Source organism: Pseudomonas sp. AB39(2026) (genome assembly GCF_059831485.1).
The window spans coordinates 270,279-293,536 of record NZ_CP195212.1 but is presented as its reverse complement, the minus strand read 5'-3'; the positions used below and the strand labels follow the sequence as shown (position 1 = coordinate 293,536).

Genomic DNA, 23,258 nt, shown 5'->3' with positions numbered 1-23,258 from the left:
TGGCTTACCTGTGGGAATGGAAAATAGAGTTGCCACTAAACGGGCGTTCTTGAACAGGTACGTCGACGGGGTGCTGGCGGCTGATGGCCTGGGCGATGCGCTGTACCCAGGGGCCTGCCACAATGCCGTAGTGGTCGGTGTCCATGGGCTGCCAGCCCTCGAGGCGCGGCAGCAGTGCCTGCCAGGCGCCCTTGAGTGCCTCCGGCGCCCACGCCGTACCGATGCCATAGGGGTTGGGTTGAGAGGCCATGAACACCTGCACCGGCGTGGTCGCCAGCCGTGGCGGCACGAAGCCTGCCATGCTGGCAATGTTGTTGCGGCAGCACTGGGTTAGCCGCGCCAGGTACGCCTGCAGGTCCGCGGGCAAGGTGCCCTCGCCCGTGCCCGGCCAGCGCAGTGCGAACTCGCGCTGGAACACCTGGGCGATGCTGTGCTCGTCGATGGCGGCTAGTTCCTTACCGGCATCCGGTGCGGGCGGGTCGATCAGGTACAGGCACGATGGCGTGAAACCTGCTTCGGCCGCTTGGGCACACAGCGCCTGGGCCACCCAGGCACCGAAGGACCACCCTGCCACCTGCCAGGTGGCCCCCTGCGGATGGCGGGCCTGGATGGCGGACAAGTAAACCCGCGCCCGTTCTTCTAGGCTGATCGCGGGCAGCTCGGGCAGGCGCAGCGCCGGGTCGGCGATCACACAGACGCCAAGGGCAGGGTCCAGGTTGGCTACCAGCTCCCGGTAGGCCTGCACATCACCGCCTACCGGGTGCACCAGGTACAGCCACTGTCGGCCATCGCCGGCCTGCCAAGGGTCGAGCAGTACCGCGTGGTCCCAGCCCTCCTGTGCGGTGGGCGTCACCTGACCATGGGCGGCTGCGACCAGCGCTAGCACTTCACCTAGGCTGACTTGGGGGCTGAACTGGGACAGCTGGAACGTTTCCCCCGTGGCGCTCTGAAGTTCATCTATCAGGTCCAGCAACGTCAGCGAATCCGCCCCTAGCTCGTACAGGTTGGCGCCCTCGGCCAAATCGTCCACACCCAGCCACTGGCACAGGCACCCCTGCAGCCGGAGCGCCAATGCGTCGCCCTGGCTACCCTGTGAAGGCTCAGAATCGCTGGCAGCGCTGGGTAGTGCCTGCTCGGCCTGCGCCGGTGCGGCCATGGACACCGGCCGCGAGGGGTAGAACCGCCGTGCTACCTCCAAGGCCGTGGTGGACACCAGCACCTGGGGCAGCCCCGCCGCCATCGCCCGCTCGAACACCTCACACCCCTCTTGCACCGACAGCCCCACCGCCAGGTGTTGCTGGTGGGCGGCATCGCTAGTGCTGGCGCCCACGGCCATGCCCACCTCGCGCCAGATGTCCCAGTCAATGCATAGCCGATGGCAGCCCGCATCCCCCGGTGCCTGGTAATGGGCGAAGCCATCGAGCAGCGCGTTGGTGGCGGCGTAGTCCAGGTGCCCCACCCCACCCCACAGCGCGGACATGGACGAGCAGTACACCACGGCCTGGGGCGCACACCGTGCAATCAAAGCCTCCACGGCCAGCACACCGTGTGTCTTGGCGGCCATGGCATTGCCCATATGCACCGGGTCCCGCAGGCGGATAAGGCTGCCTGCGCCCACGCCCGCCGCATGGATCACGGCAGCCAGGGTTTCCTCACGCTGCCCCAGGGTGTCCAGCACCTGAGGCCAGCATGCAAGGTCGCCCAGGTCAGCCTTCAACGCCTCTACGCGCGGCCCATGACACACCAGAGCCGCCGGAACCTGGCCCTCACGGGACAGCAGGATCACGCGCCGGCCGGGCTCGCGAAGCAGGTACTGGCACAAGCTGGTACCAATACCTCCACTGCCACCGAGCACCAGGAAGGTGCCCGCTTGAGGCAACGCGTGGGCAGAAGGCGCACCGGCAGGCAAGGGGCTAGGCACCAGGCGTGGCTGCCACAGGTAACCGTTGCGCACTGCCATGCGCCGCGGCCGTGATTCAGGGGCGGACAGCAGCGTGGCCAGTACCGGGCCGTGGTCTGCGAGGTGCTCGGTGGGCCAGTCCACCCAGTGGCAGCGTACCGGGTATTCCTGGGGGATCACTTCGTTGGGGCCCGCCAGGGCGGCCAGCTCAGGCCGAGCGACCTGCCCGTCCACCGGGCAAGCCTGCCAGGACATGAACCACAGGCGCAGGTGGGCTTGCCGAGCCTGCTGGCCCCAGCCTTGAAGCAGTGCGCTGGGCGTATCCAGGCAGGCCCACTGAGCAGCGGCCAGTGTGTGTTCGCCGACCTTGCCGGTCACACTCATGGGCAAGGCATGCAGCCAGTCCAGAGGGGTACCGGGCGTCAGCGCCAGGGCATCGAGCAGCTCAGTCACCGCCTGGGGGTTCGCGGGATCGAAGCGATAGTCATCGGCGTCAACCGCCTCGAAGGTAGCGCCAGGGCAGGCCTGCACCACACGTTGATACACCGTCTGTAGCTCACCCCTGAGCGAAGGCGCCAGGGGTTCAGCAGCGCATACTACCAACAGCGGTCGCCGGCCTTCAGGGGCCTGGGGAGCCAGGCGACACACCCGTTGCCACTGGCGCTGGTAGAACCAGGCCGACAGGGGTAACCGGTCGGGTGCGTCATCCGTTGACACAAGCTCGTCCGGCTCGGACGCGGCCGATGCCTTGAAGCGGTAGACCTCCAGGTCAAAGCTTGACGGTGGCAGGTCCCAGGGCGGTGGCGCCGCATGCCCTGGCCACTGGATGCTCGCCCCGGCGTACCAGGCGGTGACCAGTTCGGCGGGTGTGAGGTCGGTGCTGTTCACCCGTGTGCCCGTGGGCGACACCTCGATCAGGTCCGTGAGCTGAGGCCAGGCGTGCCCTGGCAGGTGCTCGACCGCCACACGCCAGCGCTGGGCAGGTCGGCCCTTCTGCAGGTACTGCATCAGCGCGCCTTGGCACTCCGGGTGGGTCTGTACATAGGCTTTTAACGCCTCAAGGTCGCGCAGCAAGGCGGTGCGGCTATGAGCTGACACCACCAGGCAAGGCACCACGGCCGGAGTGGCGACCATGGAAGTCGTCTTAGGCGGCTGGCCCACAATGGCATGGGCGTTGGTGCCGCCAATGCCAAAGCTGCTCACACCCGCCAAGCGCCGCTGGCTACCTGCCCACGCCCGTGCCTCAGTCGGCACGTAAAACGGCGAACCGTCCATGTCCACCTGGGGGTTGAGCCGCGAGAACCCCAGGTTGGGCGGTATCAGGCCGTGATACACAGCCAGCGTGGCGCGGATCAGCCCCACCACGCCGGCCGCCGCCCCCAGGTGGCCGATCTGGCTTTTCACGGACGCCAGGGCGCAGTGACCCACCGGTGCCTCGCCGAAAGCTGAACGCAGCGCCGCCACCTCTACGGGGTCGCCCAATAAAGTGCCGGTGCCGTGGGCTTCTACATAGCCAATATCAGCACCGCTCACACCCGCACGGTGCAGCGCCTCGCGGATCACCCCGCGCTGGCCGGCCACGGAGGGGGCGGTGTAGCTCATCTTGCCGTGCCCATCGTTGTTCAGTGCAGTGGCTTCCAGCACACCGTACACCCGGTCTCCGTCAGCCTGGGCCTGGGCCAGTGGCTTGAGCACCACCACCCCGTAGCCGCTGGCGCCGATGGTGCCGCTGGCGTCTTCGCTGAACGGCCGACACAGCCCATCCTTGGAGAAAATATGCTGAGGGCGATAACGGTAGCCGTCTACCAGCGTGGGGTCGATCAGCACCCCGGCGGCCAGCATCACATCGGCATCGCCCTGGCGCAGGAGCGCGCTGGCCAGATGCGTCGCGATCAGGGAACCGCCGCAGGCCGCCTGTACGCTCATGGCCGGCCCGGTCAGGCCCAAGTGGTAGGCAGCCTTGGTGGCCAGGTAGTCCTTGTCGTGGTGCAGGGCCATCTGGAAACCATCGGGCAAATCCCCGGGGCCGGCCTGCTTCAGCATCTGCTGGAAGTAGGTGGCTTCGCCGCCGCTGGCGATCAGGCCGATGCGCTGCGGCTCCCCTGGTACCATACCGGCGTGTTCCAAGGCCTGCACGCAGGCCATGAGCAGGTGCCGCTGCTGAGGGTCCATCAACCGGGCTTCCTGGCGGCTGATGCCAAAGTACTCAGGGTCGAAGGCCAACATTCCGTCCAGTTGACTGCGGGCACCCACATAGCCCTCAGGGGCGGTGAAGTGCTCGATACCCAGCGTACCCGAGCGCACCATGTCCCAGAACGCGGCCAGGTTTGGCGCACCGGCCACGTTAACCGCCATGCCGATAATGGCCAGCGCTTGCGCGCCAAGACCGCTCGGCGCGGTAGGGGCTTGCGCTGCCAGGCCGGGCGCCTGGGCGGCGCTCAGGTGGGTGGCCAGGCGCCGTATGGTCACGTGTTCGAACAGGTCGGCCATGGCCACAGGCGTTGGCAGCACTTGGTTGCAGCGCGCTTGCAGGCGCATCAAGCCGAGGCTGGTGGCACCGGCTTCGAAGAAGGTCTCGTGCAGGCCGATCTCACGGCCTACCACGTCCTGGAACAGCGCGATCAACTGTTGTTCCAAGGCTGTGGCGTTCGTGGACGGCGAGGCAACGCGGCCTTGGGCCGGGTCGTGTGCCATTACCTCACCCAGCCCTGCCAAGGCCTTGCGGTCCACCTTACCGCTGGGCGTGCGAGGCCAGTGCGCCAAGCGCCGGTACTGATCGATACGCACCTGGGCCGGCAGGTGCCGAGCCACATGAAGGTCCAGCGCCTGTGCTGTGGTAGCGCCTTCCTCCACTTGTAGGTAGGCCGTGAGCCGGGCCGGTTCGCCCTGCAAGGCCACCACAGCATTGGCCACGCCTGGGGCGTGCATCAGCGCGGCTTCCACCTGCCCCAGTTCCAGGCGGTGGCCACTGAGCTTGATTTGCTGATCATCGCGGCCCACGTAGTGCAAGCACCCGTGGGCATCGGCCCAGGCCAGGTCGCCGGTGCGGTAGTACAGGGTATCCGCCCCGTCGGGCCCCGCCCGCTTCACAAAACGGCTGGCGTTGAGGTCAGGGGCGTTCAGATAACAGGCGGACACCATGGGCCCTGAAACCAGCAAATGCCCACGCCGCCCGGGTGGCACAAGGCGGTCCTGGGCATCCACCAGGACCAGGCGTGCGTTAGCCACGGCCTGCCCGATGGGCGCGCGCAGGGGCCAGTCACCGGCTGGGCCGGTCAGGCGCCAGGCGCTGATCACATGGGTTTCCGTGGGGCCGTAATGGTTGAACAGGCTGGCCTGTGGCAAGCCGCTGAACCACATGCGCAGCGGCTCGTTGCACAGCAGTTGCTCGCCCGCCGTGATGACCTCACGCAAGGCAGTGGGATAGACGCCACGCCTCACGGCGGTCTGGGCCAGGTGCTGCAAGGCCACGCACGGCAGGAAGAGGCGCTCGATACGGGCCTCTACCAGGTACGCCAGCAACGCTTCGGCGTCTTGCCGCCAGCGCGGGGTGATGAGGTGGTAACACCCGCCGCCGCACAGGGTGCTGAACACCTCCTGGAACGACACGTCGAACGAGAGCATGGAGAACTGCAAGGTGGCCGCTGCGGCACCCAGCCCGCCTTCGCCCCGCTGCCAGTGCAACAGGTTGCACAGGGTGTGGTGGGCTACTTGCACCCCTTTTGGGGTGCCGGTGGAGCCGGAGGTGAACAGGGTATACAGGGGCCGCGTGGCACCCTCACCCGATCGCTGGAACGCTTCGGCCGGGGCGCTCAGGTCCACGGGCAGGCATGGGCAGGGCACGGAGCCCAGGGCGGCCAAGGCGGCCTCCGTGGTGGCGCTATACAACACGCAACAAGGCTGCGCCTGGGCCAGCACCTGCCGCTGGGCGGCCACCGGGTAGGCCGGGTCCAGAGGCACGGCCGTCAGGTTGAGCCGGGCCAGGGCCAACAGCGTGACCACATGTTCCAGGGACGCTTCCAGCAGCACCAGCACGTGGGCAGGTGCGTCGGTCTCGGTTGGCAGTGGACATTGGCGAAGTAGTCGCCCAGCCAAGGTGTCTGCCAAATCGTCAAGCGCGGCGTAGGTGACTTGCTTGGTACGGCTGACGACGGCCAGCGCACCCGGGGTGGCCTGGGCCTGGTAGGCAAACCAATCGGCCACGTTGTTGAAGGGGGCGGCCTGCGCCTTGCCTTCGCTGGCCGCGGGCAGCCCTCGGCGGTACGGGTCTATCAGGTCGCCCAGGCGGCTATGGGGCGCGCGCAGCAACTGGTCCAGCCCGTGGTGTAACTGGGCGTCCAAGGCCTGCACCTGCGCGGCATCGAAGTAGCTGCACTGGTACTCCCACCAGCTTTCCAGGTGAGTGCCCTGCCCGACCACCGTGAGCGTCAGCGGGCACTTGGCATGCAGCGCAGCGGGAAATGCGAGGGTAGCACCAAGGCTGGCACCGCCCGCGTCCAAGGCGGCGTAGTCGGTGTTTTCCATTACGAACATGAAGTCGAACAGCGGCTCGCTGGCGCCCGCCCGGGTGTCACCGGCCAGGTCCTCGACCAGGTCCCCCAGCATCACGTCCTGCAAGGCCATCACTTGGCGCGACGTGGCGACGCCGCGGCGCAACTGCTCGATCAAGGCCAGCTCAGGGTCCAGGTCATGGGGCACCAGCACGGTATTGGCCAGCATGCCGACCACAGGTTCGAATGCGGCCAACGGCCGGTTCGCCACGGGGCTGGCCACACGTGGGCGCCGGGTACCGGCCACGGCGTAGAGGCTCCACGCAAACACGGCCAGCAGCACTTCGTAGCGGGTCATGCGGTGGCGGGCACAGAACCCTTCCAGCGCGGCGCTGCGTGACGCCCCCACTGGCTGGCGCAGCAGCACCGCCGTAGGGCCGTCGCCTTGCAGGGGTATCAAGGCAGGCGAAGGTGCCGGTTGCCGCCGTTGCCACTGAACCAAGGCCTGACGCTGCGTCTGATAAGCCTCGGTGGCCTGCCAGCGCTGTTGCCACTGGGCAAATTCCAGAGTGCCAAGGGTTGGCATGGCAGTTGGCGCACGGCCAGCTAGCATTTGCCTGTACAGGCCTGCCAGCGCCTCGAACAGCAGGTTCATGGACCAGCCATCCACAACGATGTGGTGCACGTGCAACAGCAGCACAGGGCGACCTTCGGCCACGGGCAACAGGTAGGCCTGGAACAGGGCCGGCTCAGCCAAATCAAAGGGGGTGCTGAAGACCAGCTCGGCAAAGGCAGGCCAGTTGCCCTCGGTGAAGCGCCCGGTTTCCAAGCGCTGACACAGGGCGCCCTGCTCGGCCACCACTTGGTCGAGCCCCTCCTCACCTTGCACAAAATACGTACGCAGCGCGGGCTGGGCCTGCACCAGCAGGTTCAGGGCCTGTTCCAGCGCTATCAGGTCGAGGTTGGCGCACAGGCGCAAGGCCAAAGGCACGTGATAGGCCGTAGCGCTGGGGTAACGCTGCTGGATCAACCACAGGCGGCGTTGCTCGGCACTGGCCGGTGCTCGGGTGGCGCCCTGTGCCACGGGTGGTGGTGGGTAGCCCGTTTCCTGTGTGTCAGCCTGAGGTGCCAGGCGAGCGGCCAAGGCGGCGAAGGGTTCGCTCAGCAGGGCTGTGATGGGCAGGTCCCGCTCCCAGCGATCGCGAATGGCTGAGCGCAGGCGCAAGGCGCTGAGCGAGTCCCCGCCGCTGCCCAGCCAGTCGTCCTCAGCCCCCAAGGCGGGCTGTGACAGGCGCTGCTGTGCCTGGTCAAGCAACCAGCCAAGCGGATGAGTCAAGTCCAGTGGAGCCGCCGCCTGGCCCGACGCGTCCGTGGGTTCGTGCCAGGGCATTGCGGCGTGTGCCAGCAGGGCGTTACGGTCCACCTTGCCATTGGCGGTCAAGGGCAGGCTCGCCAGCTTGTACACCCGGTGAGGCCGCATATAGGGCGCCAGATGCGCACGCACGTGGGCGGTAAACCCAGCGTAGGCCAATGTTTCATCAGCGGGCACCACAAAGGCCAGCACGTGGTGGTCCTCGGCCGCCTGGCGCTGGGTGCACACATACGCTTGGGCTACCCCAGGGCAAGCCTCCAGGCACTGCTCGATTTCCCCCGGTTCGATACGGAACCCGCGTACTTTCACTTGGCGGTCCAGCCGGCCCACATAATGGACGGCACCGTCGTCGCCCATACGCACCTGATCGCCGGTGCGGTAAAGCCGCTCGGCACCCCTCCCAGGGGTTGCCCGTTCAACAAAGGCACGGGCTGTTTCCTCTGGGCGCAAGCGGTAGCCGCGGGCAACGCCGCTGCCTGACAGGTACAGCTCGCCTGCCTCACCCGGCGCCACGGGCTGCCCGTGGGTATCCAGCACCTGCAGCCCCGTCTCAGGTAGCGGCCAGCCGATAGGCACCGTGTCGCCGTCAAATGCACGGGGGATGGGGTAGCACAGGGCAAAGGTGGTGCATTCGGTAGGGCCATAGGCATTGAACAGCTGGCACGTGCTCTGAGGGTTGGCCGCGTACCACGCCTTGACGGCGGCGGCGCTGACCTGCTCGCCCCCGATCAGCACCTGGCGCTGGCCCGCAAAACAACCCGGCCACTCAGCCGTGAGGGTATTGAACAGTGCAACCGTCACAAACAAGGTGTCCACGCCGTGGGCGTTCAGGGTGTCGGCCAGGCCATGGGCGTCCAGCAGGGCCTGTTCGGGGATGATCACGCACGCGCCGCCATTGAGCAGCGGCGCCCACAGCTCGAAGCTGCACGCATCGAAAGCAGGGTTGGACACGCTGGCGAAACGGTCGCCCGGGTTGATCTGGATATACCCTGCTGGGGCGGCGAGCCGAAGCAGGCCACGCTCGCCCACCTCCACGGCCTTGGGCGTGCCGGTGCTGCCGGAGGTGTAGAACAGGAACATTACCTCGGCAAACCCTTCGGGCACCGGCACAGGCGGGTGCGCCGACGCGTCCAGCAAGGCGTCCATGCCCAAGTACCAGACGCCCGGCGGCAAGGGCTCGGTGGGTACCTCGTCAAGGCCGAGCAACCCGATACAGGCCGCATCGGCCAGCATCCGTTCACGGCGCTCCAGAGGGCTGGCGGCGTCCAGCGGTACCACCGTCGCGCCCGCCTTGAGGGCCCCTAGAATGGCGGCTACCCATTGCCAACTCCGCGGCAGTGCCAAGGCAATGGCCTGGCCACGGGTCACGCCCTGCGCTTGAAGGCTGCGGGCAATACGGTCGCTGCTTTGGGCCAGCTGGCCATAGGTAAGGTTACCTGCCGGGTCGATCACCGCCAGGGCGTCGGGCTGGTGCCGGACCTGCTCAGCGAAACGTGCCAGCAGGTTAACGTGCGGGCATGAAGGTGCAGCGTACAAGCCTGTCATAAGGCCTCCTGGGGCTGAGTCTGGAGGGCCGCCAGGCGGTGCAGCTCGGCGCCGACGATCGTGGATACCCGCTGGATTTCGGTGCTTTCGAGCATGTCCCAGTGGCCGCCATTGACCAGCTTGGCCACGTAGGTGCGGGCACGCCGGCGCCAGAAGCCGCGCAGCGCTTTGAGCTGCACGCGACTGAAATCTTCCTTGGCCTGTATCAGCACTATCCGCCCGGCCTGGGGCTGGCATGGGTAGGCGGCCATGGCCAGGCGGTTATGGTTGTAGAGCTGGAAATAACGCTCGATCTGGGCATCTTCGATACCGGGGTACATCCCGTTAAAGCGCACCAGCTTGTCCCGAAACTCGGCCATGTCCACAGTGCCGATCTGTTCGCGGAACCCAGGGTCGTCCGACCCCCGTGTGTCCAGGAGCACGAGGCTGACGTGGGCATGGCCTGCCGCCTCCAGCCGCCGTGCCATTTCATAGGCCACCAGCCCGCCGAATGACAGACCGGTCAGCACCAAGGGGCGGTGCAGCAGCGGCTCGATCAGGCGCAGATAAGCCTCAGCCATGGCCTCAACGGTAGGTTCGGCAGCCTCGCCGGGGTTGAGGCCAGGGGCTTGCACGCCATACACCCCAGTGTGAGCAGGCAGCACCTTGGCCAACGACAGGTAGCAGAACGCGGTGCCGCCCGCGGGGTGAATGCACACCACCGAGGGGGCTTCGGTAGCGGCCCGGAATTCGATCAGGTTGCTCTGTACCGCAGGCAAGCGGGCGCCCGTGCGCAGCCACCCGCCCAAGGCTTCGATGGTGGGATGGCTGAACACCACCCGCACTGGCACGTCCACACCAAATGTTTCAGCCATCTGGTGGGCCATCTTGATGGCGGCGATGGAGGTGCCTCCTACGCTGAAGAAGTTATCGCCAATACTGATCTGCGGCGCCAGCAGCAGGTCGCGCCAGATGCCATAGAGGGTGAGCTCCACATGGTCCCGGGGGCTGGCCAGGTTGACCGGGCGGTTGGCCAGGTCATCTTCGGCCAGCACCGCCAGGGCGCTGCGGTCGACCTTGCCGTTGGCCGTCAGCGGCAAGGTGTCCAGCCACAGGTAACGCTGAGGCAGCACAGCCATGGGCAGGGTGAGCGCCAGGTGCGCCTGAACCGCCGCCGGGTCTACGGCGGTTGGGGTGGCGCAGCAGGCCACCAGGCGCTGGTCCATGGCCGTCTCCCCCAGCATCAGCACCACCGCTGCACGAACGCCTGGGAAGGCTTCCAGGCGCGCTTCGATTTCACCCAGCTCCAGGCGCACACCTCGCAGCTTGACCTGGAAGTCGTTACGGCCCAGGAACACCAGTTGCCCGTCTGGCTGGTAACGGGCCAAGTCACCGCTGCGGTACAAACGGTCACCCGGTACAAAGGGGTTGTCGATAAACCGCTCGGCGGTCAGTTGCGCCAACCCCAGGTAACCCCGGGCCACCCCGACCCCGCCAATGTGCAGGTGACCTGCAACGCCCGGTGGCAGGGGCGCACCCTGCTCATCCAGTACGTAGAAACGGTTGTTGGGAATGGGCCGGCCAATAGGCACCTGCCAGGCGGGGACTGGTGCGCCGGGTTCCAGTGTCCACACGCTGTTGATGACCGTGGTTTCGGTGGGCCCATACACATTGTGCAATCGCGCCTGGGGCAGCCGTTCGCGGAACCGCCGCGCCAGCGCCGGAGACAGTTCACCCCCGCCGCTGAATACGTTGCGCAGTGCCGTGCAGTGGCTGACCTCGGGCTCCTCCAGAAACAGCTGCAACATGGCCGGCACGAACACCATTGTGGTCACGTCGTGTTCGCATGCCGTGTTGGCCAGGTAGGCCGGCTCCATATGGCCGCCAGGGCGGGCGATCACCAGGCGGCCGCCGGTAGCCAGGGGCCAGAAGGTTTCCCAGGCGGAGGCATCGAAGCCGAAGGGGATCTTGTGCAGCATGGCGCCGGCTTCGCCGCACTGGCGCAGGCACCACAGCAACAGGTTGCTCAGGCCACGGTGGGCCACCATCACGCCCTTGGGCACGCCGGTGGTGCCAGAGGTGTAGATCACATACACCAGGTGATCGGGGCTGACCGGGGCTTCGCTGGGGTCTAGGTCATGGCAAGGCAGCTCGGCCCAGGCGGCCGCGTCCCGAACCAGGTGCAGTACCGGCGCGGTAACGCCTGCTCCCTCCAGGGCCGCGTTCAGCACCGGCTCGGCGCTGCCCAGGGTCAACACCACCGCTGGAGCACTGTCCGTGAGCATGTGGCGCAGGCGGGCCGCCGGGTAGTCCGGGTCCAGAGGCACATAGGCCCCGCCCGCCTTGAGTACCGCCAGCAACGCCACGGGCAAGGCCAGTGACCGTTCGATGCACACGGCCACGCGCACGTCTGGGCCAACGCCTAATGTTGTGAGGTAACGGGCCAGTCGGTTGGCTTGTGTATTCAGTGCCTCATAGCTGAGGGCCTGGCCGTCATACTGCACCGCGATGGCCGCAGGCACTCGGGCGGCCTGGGTTTCGACCAGGCGGTGCACCAAACCGGCGGGCTGCGACAAAGGCGTGGTGTGGTTCCAGCCCACCAGGATCTGCTCGCGTTCGGCGGGCGATAGCACCGAGAGCGCCCCTATGGGCCTTTTGGGGTCGGCCACGATGTCGGCCAACAACTGGCCATAGTGCCCAGCCAACCGCTCGACCGTGGTGGCGTCGTACAGGTCGGTGTTGTACTCCACCAGCAGGTTGAGGCCGCCGTCACGCAGGGACCACTCGAAGGCCAAATCAAATTTGGCCGTGGCGCTACCGGTGAGGTGAGGTGCCATGTGCACCCCCGGCAACGTCACGTCCCCACCTGGGGTGTTCTGCAGCACCATCATCACTTGGAACAGCGGCGAGTAGCCTGGGTCCCGCGGTGGGTTGACCGCTTCCACCACCCGTTCCAAGGGCACTTCCTGGTGGCTGTGCACCTCCAGCATCTGCTGGCGCAAGGCACGCAGCGCCTCGGTAAAGGCTTGCTCCGGCGTCAGGCGCTGGCGAATCACCAGGGTATTGACGAAATGCCCGATCAGCGGCTCCAGTTCGGCACGGCCACGGTTGGCAAAAGGCGTGCCGATGCACAGGTCGGCCTGGCCGCTGTACCGCCACAGCAGCACCGCCAATGCCCCCATCAACACGGTGAACAGGGTGCCTTGGGTGTTAAAGGCCAGGGCATTGAGGTCGCGCAGCAAGCTGGGGCTCAGGCGGCTGCTGAAGGTGGCGCCAGCGTACCCCTGCACTTGTGGCCGCGGGCGGTCACTGGGCACCGTGGACAGCGCGGGCGCGTCGGCCAGGGCCTGGCGCCAGTACGCCAGGTGCTGTTCCAGCATTGGGCCACACAGCCGTTGCTGCTGCCAGGTGGCATAGTCGGCGTACTGCACCGGCAAGGGTGGCAGCTGAGGTGCGGTGCCCGCGGCCAGGGCGCTGTACACCTGAGCGGTTTCCTGCAACAGCAGGCCCATGGACCAGCCATCGGCAATGATGTGGTGAACCGTGTACAGCCACAGGTACTGAGCGTCCGCCAGCCACAGCAGTGAGGCGCGTAACAGCGGCCCGGTGGCCAGGTCAAACGGCGCCTTGGCTGCCTGGCTGACCCGGCGTGCCACCGCCTGCTCTCGTTCGGCCGGGGGCAGCGCGCGCAGGTCGATCACGGGCATGGCCAATGGCAAATGCGCGTGCACCACTTGGCAGGGTTCCCCGCCCACCGCCTGGAACGTGGTGCGCAGGCTTTCGTGCCGGCTCACCAAGGTGTTGAGGGCACGGGCCAGCAACGGCGCGTCCAGTGCGCCTTCGAGCTTCACAGCGGTGGGCACGTTATAGAACGGGTTGCCCGGCTCCAGCCTGTCCAGAAACCATAACTGCCGTTGTGAGAATGACAGCGGGTAAGGCCCTGGCCCTTCACGGGGCGTAATCACGTGCTCATGCTGAGCGGTGAGCAACGCCATCAGGGCAGCCTTGTGGGTTTTGAGCAAGGCGCGGGTGGCATCGTCCAGAAAGCCTTTGGGGGCCTTGCAGCGCAAGGTGTCACCGTCCACCTGCAAGGTAGCGCCGTGTTGGGCAAAACGTTCCAGCAATTGCGTGGGGTTCATAGCTCGATCTCCTCCATCTCGCTGTCGTCGCTGGGCAGGGTCGGGGCCGGCGTTGTGGTTGGGGTGGATGACATGAAGGTTTCTATCTGGGTTGACGTTGGCGCCTCGGTGCCGCGCACGCCCCCCACCATCGAGTAGATCAACTGGTGGCTGGGGCTTAGGGCGAACAGCGGCGCCAAGCTGCCCTCCTCCAGGCTACCGATACCGCACAGCCCCAAGCCCTGGTCGGCCGCGGCCATGATGAGCAACTGGGTCATGGCCCCTGCCTCGATATGGCAGAAGTCACGGCTGCGTGCGCCATACAGCGGGCTGATCGCGGCCATGTCAGCGATTAGGAACAGGGCAAAGGCCGCACCGTCGTACACCGGGCGGTTGACGAAATAGTCGTACACGTCGGGGTCCAGGGTGCTGGGGTTCAAGGCCACCAGGCGATGGCCGCACGGGTCGTAGTAGTACGCACCGCCTTCGAAGCCTTCCACCTGCCCCGGCTTGAAGTACAGGTACGTCTGTAAGGGGTACAGCCCACCGGCAGACGGGAACTGGTACTTCACTGCCTCGTTCAGGCGGCCTTGGGCCAGCGGCGCCAGCAGCCCGGCCAACGCCTGGGGGGCTACGGGCTGTTGTGCGTACTGGCGCACGGACCGGTAGTGGCTGTAACGCTGAGCGAAGTCCGCCGTGGCGGGCAACCCCAAGGCTATTCCCTCCAGGCCACCCTCGAACCGGCGTCGGCCGCACTGCTCTGCCTTGAAGGCGGCACGCTGTTGAGGGTCTTCGATCACGGTGTCGACGATGGGCAAGGCTGGCGGCGTAGCCCCACCGGCAACCTCCTGTTGGGGACGTGACCGGTACAGCGCCAGCAGGTGGTGCAGGGTGGGTTGGGCCAGCAGTTGGGCCACGTGAGGCCGGAACCCCAACGCGCTGGACAGGGCGTTGCTGATGCGCACGATGTCGATGGAGGTGGCGCCCAGGCTGAGCAGGTTGGCATCCGCTGCAATAGCGGCTTGCTTGAGCACCGACTGCACAATAGCCACCAGTTGCTGCTCGTCCTCGCCCTCCACGACCAGCACAGTACCGCCCAGCTCAGCCTCGAACGCCGCCGCGGCCGGTTCAGGCAGGCACTTCTTGTCTACCTTGCCGTTGGCCGACAGGGGCCAGGCCTCCACGAATGTGAACACGCGCGGCACCATGTAGGGGGCCAGTGTGGCCCGCAGGTACTGGGTCAGGTCCGCAGCCTGCAACAACGGGTCGGCCCTGAGCACATAACCGGCCAGGCGTTTTTCTTCCAGGGCCTGGCCCAGCACCCTTATTACCGCGCTGTCCACACCAGGGTGGCGGTTGAGCACGGCTTCGATCTCGCCCAATTCAATGCGGTACCCCTGCACCTTCACCTGGTTGTCCTCGCGGCCCAGGAACTCGATGTTGCCATCGGGCAGCAGGCGCCCCAGGTCACCAGTGCGGTACAGGCGCTCCCCGGTCAATGGGTGGGGGAAGAAACTGGCCGCGCTGAGCGCCTCGTCTTGCCAGTACCCTTGTGCCAGGCCGACACCCCCGATATACAGCTGCCCCGGCACCCAGGCTGGCCGGGCCTGTAGGGCATCGTCCAGCACGTAGAAGCGCTGATGGTCCAAGGCCTTGCCATAGGGGATGCTGCGCCAAGTGGGGTCCATGCGCTGGATGGGGTAATAGATGGACCAGATCGACGCCTCAGTGGCGCCACCTAGGCTGATCAGCTGCCATTGAGGGTTCAGGGCCCAGGCGCGCGGTGGCAAGGTCAGGGGAATCCAGTCACCGGACATCATCACTAGGCGCAGGCTGGGCGGCGGCGTAGCGCCCTGGCTTTCCAGGTACTCCAGCCACATGCCGAACAGGGCGGGCACCGAGTTCCACAGTGTCACCCCGTGCTGCTGAATCAACGCCTGCCAATGGGCGGGGTCCAGCGCCAGTTGAGGGTCTAGCACCACCACGGCCGCACCGGTTGCCAGGGTGCCGAAAAAGTCATACACCGACAGGTCAAAGCTGAGAGAGGAAATGGCCAGCACACGGTCCGTAGGCCCCACGGCAAACCGCCGGTTGATGTCCAGCAGGGTATTGACTGCGCCCCGGTGGTCGATGGCCACGCCTTTGGGCTGGCCAGTGGAGCCCGAGGTGTAGATCACATAGGCCAAGGCCTCCGGCGGCAGGCAGACCGGCTGCAAGGCCGGCCCTTGAACGTCGTCATGGCCCCCACTCAGCGGCGTGACGGCCATGAATGACACCGCCTCCAACCCGTCCCGCTCGTCGAGTAACCACGGTTGCGTCACCACCCACCGTACGCCAGCCCGCTCGCAGATCTGGTGCTTGCGTTGGGCCGGCAACGTAGGGTCCAGCGGCAGGTAGGCGGCACCGGCATAGAGAATTCCCAGTGTGCCTGCGACCTGTTCCCACCCCCGTACCATGGTCACGGCCACCCGCTCACCTGGTGCCACACCTGCAGCCTGCAAGCGGGCCCCCAGGTGCCGGGCCTCCTGGCGCAACTGGCCATAGGTCAATGACCGCAGAGGGTCTGCCACTGCCAGCGCTTCAGGCGTGCGCAGAGCCTGTTGCTCGAACAGGTCATGCATCAACGGGCCGGCAGCTGGTAGTGCTTCAGGCTCTGGCAGCCGTGCCACCGGCAACAGATGGGGCGTGCTGGCCAACCAGTTGGTCGGATCGGCCAGTTGATCGAGCACCTGGTTGTAGGCGCCGAACATCGCGTCCATCAGGCCGTGTGGGAAGAGTTCGTCGATGCTGTCCCAGTTGAACAGCAAGCGCCCTTCCAGTTCCAGCAAGGTATGGTCCAACCACACCTGGGGGGTTTGGGTGATGCTGTGGACGGGGGTCGCGTTCAGGGCGTCTGCCAGGTTGAATTCGGCCAGTTCCGGAGCGGCCTCGGACAAGGTGCTGTTAAACACCACCGGCAATGCGCTTTGTTGCACACCACGGGCCTGGGACAGCTCGCGCAGCACCTTTACCCCGCTCACCACCGCATGGTCCATGGCTTGCCACAACCGCGCCTGAACACTCCGGGCGTTGTCGCTGAAGCTGGCCGTGCCGTCGATGGCGACTTCCAGCAAGGCCACGGACGTGAAGTCGCCGATGATCGCGTCCACGTCCGCGTGCAGCGGCAGGCGGTTGAACAAGGGCAGGCTGAGGGTAAAGCGCGGCTGCCGGCTCCACAGCGCCAGCACCTGGCTGAACGCCGTGAGCAGCATCACCGACGGGGTGACCGCGAACTGCTTGGCCACCGCTTTGAGCTGCGACCACTGGGCCGCCGATAGCTCACGGTCGCGCCGCGTGAAATGCGGGTTCGTCAAGCTTTCGGGCTGCCGTACCTGGGGCAGCTCAGGCGCGGGCGCCAGGGTGGCAGCACGCTCCCGCCAGTACGCCAGGGCGCGCTCGTAGCGAGGGCCTTGGCGCAGGTGCTGCTCGGCCAGCACGTAGTCGCGGAAGGTCAAGCCCGGCGGCACCAGCGCGCAGGACGGATCGGCATAGAATGCTATCAGTTCACGGGCCAGAATCTGGGTGCTGGCGGCGTCCACAATCAGCGCGTCCAGGCTGATGTGCAGGTGGGTGATGCCGTCATCGAGCAGCGTGACGGCAAACTCGAACAGGGGCCAGCAGCTGGCGTCCAGCACTTGGTGCGACTGGCGCTGGCGCGTGGCCTCCAGGGCCTGATGCGCCACCTCGGTGGGCAGCCCGCGCAGGTCATGGCGTGGCAGGCGGTACTCAGGCACGTCGGCCAGCACCTGTTGGGTGCCGTCGCTGCGAAACACCACACGCAGCATGTCGTGGCGCTGGATCATCCGGTTCAACGCGCGTTCGAACCGGTCCAGGTCAAGGCCGGGCATGCGCAGTTCTTCATAACCATGGGCGCTTACCCCACCTAGGCCCACGCTGGCTTCGCGCCCGAACCAGTAGGCCTGCTGGATATCGGTCAGGGGGAATGGCGCATGGCGGTTGTGGGGGTCCGGCACCAGCTCGAACGTCGCCTCCAGGTGGGCGTCACCCGCGGGGCGCGCGGCCACGCGGGCGGCCAGGTCCTTGAGGACCGGGGCTTCGAACAGGTCGCTCAGGGCCACCTGCCCGCCCAGGCGCTGGTTGATGGCGTAGACCATGCGCGTGGCCAGCAACGAGTGCCCGCCCAGCTCGAAGAAATGGTCTTCCCGGCCTACCCGCTCGCGCTTGAGCACGTCGGCCCAGATCTGCGCCATCTGCTGTTCGCACTCATTGATGGGGGCCACATAGTCGGCCCCGGCCGCACGCTCCGGCGCTTGAAGCGCATGGCGATCCACCTTGCCGTTGCCAGTCAGTGGCAACTGCGCCAGGAACACCCAGGCGCTGGGCAGCATGGGCTCAGGCAGGTGCTGCGCCAGTGCGGCACGCAAGGTGTGCCCTTCCACGTCTCCCACCACGTAGGCCACCAGGCGCGGGTCGCCGGGTACATCTTCACGCAGCAGTACGGCTGCTTCACGCACCCCTGGCTGGCGTTGCAGCAGGCTTTCGATCTCGCCCAGCTCCACACGAAAGCCCCGTACCTTCACTTGATGGTCTACGCGGCCCAGGTACTGCACGTTGCCGTCGGCCCGCCACCGTGCCAGGTCGCCACTGCGGTACATCCGGGCGCCGGGGGTGTGGCTGAACGGATCGGGCAGGAAACGCTCGGCCGTCAGCTCAGGCCGGTTAAGGTAGCCCCGCGCCAGGCAGGCACCGCCGATGTACAGCTCACCGGCCACCCCGACGGGCACCGGCTCCAGTCGAGTATCAAGCACGTACAAGCGCGCATTGGCGATGGGCCGGCCAATGGGGGGTGACTCGGGCCAGCTGTCAGCCGCTTCGCACGCCAGGCTGAACTGGCTCACCACGTGGGTTTCAGTAGGCCCGTATTGGTTATGCAGGAAGCGGCCGCCCAAGCCACGCACAAAGGCGCGCAACCCTTCGTTGACCTGAAGGGCTTCGCCTGCAGTGATGACCTCGCACCCTGCTGCCGGCGCGAAGGTGTCGCCCAGCGCGGCCAGTTGTTGCAGCACGGCGAACGGCAAAAAGGCCCGTTCCACGCCTTCGCTGACCAAGGTGGCGGGCAGTGCGGCCAGGTCCTTGCGGCTGGCTTCAGTCATCAGCACCAAGGTGCTGCCCTGGCACAAGGTGCTGAAAATTTCCTGGAAGGACACGTCGAAGTTCAGCGACGCAAACTGCAAGACGCGCCGGGGCGGTAGCGTAGGCGCCTGGCTCAGTTGCCAGGCAATGAGGTTATCCAGCGCGGCACGGGTGTGGGCCACGCCTTTGGGTTGGCCGGTGGAGCCGGAGGTGTAGAGCACATACCCCAGGTGGGCTGGCCCAACGGTCACCTCAGGGCGGCTGGCGGGCTGATGGGCCCAGGCACTCGCATCACGGTCCAGGCACAGCACCTGAACCGAGGCGCTGACGTTATCGATGGGCAACAGGTCGCACAGGCTGGCCTGGGTCAGCACCACCTTGGGTGCCGCGTCGCTGAACATGAAAGCCAGGCGGTCACGGGGGTAAGCAGGGTCGAACGGCACGTAGGCGCCACCCGCCTTGAGAATGGCCAGCACCCCGATCACCATGGCCGGCGAGCGCTCCAGGCTGATGCCCACGCACTGTTCAGGGCCGACGCCTAAGGTCACCAACTGATGAGCCAGGCGGTTGGCGGCACGGTCCAGCTCCCCATAGCGCCACTGCGCCTGGCCTGCGATCAACGCCACTGCATCGGGGGCCTGCTCGGCCACGGCCTCAAAGGTGGCCAGGCAGCTGTGACCAAGTTTCGCCTCGGTAGCGTTCCACCCGTACAGCACCTGGCGCCGCTGCTCGGCACCGAGCAGGTCCAGAGCAGACACAGGTCGCTGGGCGTCCTCGACCATCTGTGCCAGCACGCGGGTGAGGCAGTCGCCAAAGCGCACAACGGTAGCGGGCTCGAACAGGCTGGAGGCGTACTCAAGGCCCCCGGTAATCTGCCCATCGCGTTCGCTCAGCGCTAGCTGCAGGTCGAACTTGGCCACCCGGTGTTCTGTGGCCACCGGGGTGACCTCCAGCCCCGTCAGGGCCAGGTCTGGGCCTTGATCCTGCTCCCAGGCGAACAGCACCTGGAACACAGGGCTATGGGCCAGGCTGCGCGGTGGGTTGAGCGCTTCCACCACCTGCTCGAAGGGCAGCGCCTGATGGGCCTGGGCTTCCAGCGCCACCCGCCGCGCCTGGTGCAGCCATTCACGGACAGAGGGTGTGCCCTCATGCGTCATGCGCAGGCCCAGGGTGTTCACAAAGAACCCCAGCAGCCCCTCTAGCTCAGGTTGCGTGCGGTTGGCCGAGGGCACACCGATCACCACGTCGGCCTGGCCAGACAGCCGCGCCAGCACCAGCGACCACCCTGCCAGCAGCGCCATGAACAAGGTGACGCCCTGAGCCTTGCACAGGGCCTTGAGCTGCGCGGTCAGCGCCCGGTCCAAAACCAACGGCACGAAGCCGCCCTGGAAATTCTGGGCCGGGGGGCGCTTATGGTCGGTGGGCAGGTCCAGCAGCACCGGTGCGCCGGCCAACGCCTGGCGCCAGTACGCCACCTGTCGCTCAAGCTCGCTGCCGGTGAGCCAATGCCGTTGCCAGGCGGCGTAATCCACATACCGCAGGGGCAGCGGTGGCAAGCCAGCCTCACGCCCCTGCAGGGCGGCTTCGTAGAGCAGGCCCAGCTCCCGTGTGAGCACACCCACCGACCAGCCATCGGAGATGATGTGATGCTGGGTCAGCAACAGCACGTGTTCGTCAGCCGCCAGCCGTACCAGGCAGGCACGAAGCAACGGCCCCTGGGCCAGGTCGAACGGCGCATCCGTGTGCTCGGCCATGTGCGCCTGCAACTGCGCCGGGGCGTCGGCCTGTTCGCTCAGGTCGAGCAGCGGTAACGTGAACCCGGCTGCCGGCTCGACACACTGGCGCCCTTCCCCTTCGATCGCGATAAAGCGTGTGCGCAGGGCCTCATGGCGGGCGATTAACTGCCCGAACGCCGCCTCCAAGGCTGATTGGTGCAGGGTGCCTCGTAACCGCAAGTTCAGCGGCATGTGGTACGCCGCATTCCCACCCTGCAACTGAGCCAGGAACCACAGCCGCTCCTGGGCAGAGGACAAGGGTTGGGGGCCTTGGGCGTCGATACGGGGGATCGCAGCCGTGGTGGAGGTATCCGCCTGCACAGCGTTCAGCCCCTCAGCCACGTGCTGGGCGAACGCCTGCAAGGTGGGTGCGGTGAACAAGGCCGCTGGGGACACCTGCGCGTGCAGGTGCTGCCGCACATGGGCCAGCACGCGCATCACCAGCAGCGAGTGGCCGCCCAGGTCGAAGAAATGGTCGTCCCGGCCTACGCGATCCGTGCCTAGCACCTCAGCCCAGATGGCCGCCAAGGCCGTTTCCAGCTCGCCTTCAGGCGCGGCATACGCCCGTTGTTCGAACGCCTCTGCATTCGGCACAGGCAAGGCCGTGCGATCCAGCTTGCCGTTGGCCGTCAAAGGCATGGCCGCCAGGCCAACATAGGCTGCTGGCACCATGTAACCCGGCAACTGAGCCGCCAGCTGCTGGCGCAGGCTGCCTGGGGTCAAGCTAGCACCTACGCGCTCACGGTAGTAGGCCACCAGGCGCTGCTCACCCGGTATGTCCTCGCGCAGCAGCACCAGGCATTGGGCGATGCCGGGCAACTGGGCCAGCTGAGCCTCAATGTCGCCCAGCTCCAGGCGAAGCCCCCGCAGCTTGGCCTGAAAGTCATTTCGGCCCAGAAACTCCAGGTTGCCATCGGTACGGTAGCGGGTCAGGTCACCGCTGCGGTAGAGGCGCTCACCAGGCACAAAGGGGTTGTCGACAAAGCGCTCGGCCGTGAGAGCCGGGAGGTTGAGGTAACCCCGTGCCACACCCACGCCACCGATGTACAGCTCGCCCGTGACCCCGGTGGGTACAGGGGCCCCCAGGGCATCCAGAACATAGAGCCGGGTATTGGGCAGTGCCTGGCCGATGGGCAGCACGCCCTCGTCACTCCCCGCGGGGCCCACCTCGTAGCAGGCACTGTCAATGCTGGCTTCGGTTACGCCATAGGCCTGCACGATCTGCGCCTGGGGGCTGCACAGCCGGCGCAGGCGGGCAGCGCTATGGGCCGTCCAGACATCCGAACCGCACACCAGGGTGCGCATGAAGGCCAGGTCATGGCCGCTGTCTTCCAGCCAGGCCAGCAAGGGGTTAAGCACGGCAGGCACGAAGTCCGCAAAGCCGATGCGCTGGGTCACCAGCAGCTGGTACAAGGCGGCTGGGTCCAGCAGCGTCGCGGCCGGGCACATGACCAAGGTGCCGCCAAAGCACAGTGAACGGATCACGTCGGCACTGAACACATCGAAGGAAAAGCCTGCCATCTGCAGGTGGTTAAGCGGCTGGGCCAAGGGGTATAGCTCGGCCCAGGCCGCGCTGACTGCCACCAGGCCCTGATGCTCCACCATTACCCCTTTGGGAGTGCCGGTGGAGCCGGAGGTGTAGATCAGATAGGCCAAATGGCGCGACGTCAGCCCCACGGCCTGGGGGTCGGGATTGGTGGTGGCCTGGCCTGCCCACAGGTGCGTGTCGCCCAGCTCAAGCACTGAGGGCGCCAGTTCGGCGACCGTCAAGGCGCTCTCTAGAGGGCGGCGGACAGCGCGCTGGGTCAGCACCACGGGCGCGGCACTGTCGGCCAGCATGTGGGCCAGCCGCGCTTGTGGGTAGGTGGGGTCCAAGGGTACATAGGCGCCCCCTGCCTTGAGCACGGCCAACAGCCCTACCAGCATGTCCAGGGACCGCTCCAGGCACAGCCCCACACGGGTGTCTGGCCCTACACCCAGGCTGCGCAGGTAATGGGCCAGCCGGTTGGCCTGCGCATTGAGCACCCCGTAGCTCAACACCTGCTCGCCGAAGCGCGCGGCCACCGCGTCGGGCTGGCGCGCCGCCTGGGCTTCGAATAACCCATGGAGGCACAGGTGCGCGTCAAAGGGCAACTGCCGGGCATTGGCGGCATACACCCGTTGTTGATACTCGGCGTTGTCGAGTAGCGTCAGCGCCATCACTGAACGGTCCGGCTCGGCAACCATGCCCGCCAATAGCGTGCGCCAATAGCCCGCGAAGCGCTCTACCGTAGCCGGCGTGAACAGCGCTGGGTTGTACCGCAACTGGCAATCAAGGCCCGCGTGAACGTCTGACACCGCCAGGTTCAGGTCCAGGCCCCCCAGCGCTTCCTCCACACCTGTGCCGCCCGACTCACGCCATTGGAAACCGGCCTGGGCTAGGGGGGCATACGCTGGGCTAAGGGCGATGCCCAGCGCACCGACCCATTGATCGAAGGGTAGGCGCTGGTGTTGATCGGCCTGGGCAACGGCCTCGCGCGTCTGGGCCAGCATTTGAGCCACCGCAGGCCCCTGCGGATCGCCCGCCACTGACAGCGGCACTGCAAGGGTATGGTTTTCACCGTTGGGCTCAGTGGCTATCACTACCTCGGTTTGCCCCGCCAAGCGCGCCAGCAATGCGCCCCAGGCCGCCAGCAAGGTAACCCCCAGTGTGACGCCCTGCCGCTGACTAAGCTGTTCCAGCCCCAAGCACAGCGCCGCTTCCACGGTAAACGCCAGGGTTGCACGCTTGCGGGTTTGCTGAGCAGGCCGAGGGTGATCCGTGGGCAGGCTCAGCACCACCGGCGCCCGTGCAAGCCGTTCACGCCAGGTGGTCAGTGTGCCTGTCGAGGCGTGGTCAGTGGATTCAGGGGCGAGCGTGTCTGTGCGGGACAGCAATGTCCCACGCGAGGAAAAACGGTCGAGCAT

Annotated in this window: 3 protein-coding genes; all 3 read right to left on the bottom strand. The window is 66.6% G+C overall.

Annotation, left to right across the window (positions count from 1 at the left end; all coding sequences use genetic code 11):
• Window positions 1–4: 4 nt before the first annotated feature.
• The 3 genes from ACSAMW_RS01245 to ACSAMW_RS01235 are packed head-to-tail and all read right to left on the bottom strand — an operon-like array spanning window position 5 to window position 23,258.
• Complete coding sequence (locus ACSAMW_RS01245; RefSeq protein ID WP_500592291.1) at window positions 5–9,307, bottom strand: hybrid non-ribosomal peptide synthetase/type I polyketide synthase; 9,303 nt, start codon at window positions 9,305–9,307, stop codon at window positions 5–7.
• Complete coding sequence (locus ACSAMW_RS01240) at window positions 9,304–13,425, bottom strand: non-ribosomal peptide synthetase (protein ID WP_500592290.1); 4,122 nt, start codon at window positions 13,423–13,425, stop codon at window positions 9,304–9,306. The genes ACSAMW_RS01245 and ACSAMW_RS01240 overlap by 4 nt, the downstream gene beginning before the upstream one ends.
• A complete protein-coding gene (locus tag ACSAMW_RS01235) occupies window positions 13,422–23,258 on the bottom strand; it encodes a non-ribosomal peptide synthetase (RefSeq protein ID WP_500592289.1) in 9,837 nt (3,278 codons plus the stop codon). The genes ACSAMW_RS01240 and ACSAMW_RS01235 overlap by 4 nt, the downstream gene beginning before the upstream one ends.

Bases quoted from the DNA above. Each gene is read 5' to 3' on its own strand.
- ACSAMW_RS01245 (WP_500592291.1), bottom strand. From the start codon at position 9,307: ATGACAGGCTTGTACGCTGCACCTTCATGCCCGCACGTTAACCTGCTG.
- ACSAMW_RS01240 (WP_500592290.1), bottom strand. From the start codon at position 13,425: ATGAACCCCACGCAATTGCTGGAACGTTTTGCCCAACACGGCGCTACC.
- ACSAMW_RS01235 (WP_500592289.1), bottom strand. From the start codon at position 23,258: ATGCTCGACCGTTTTTCCTCGCGTGGGACATTGCTGTCCCGCACAGAC.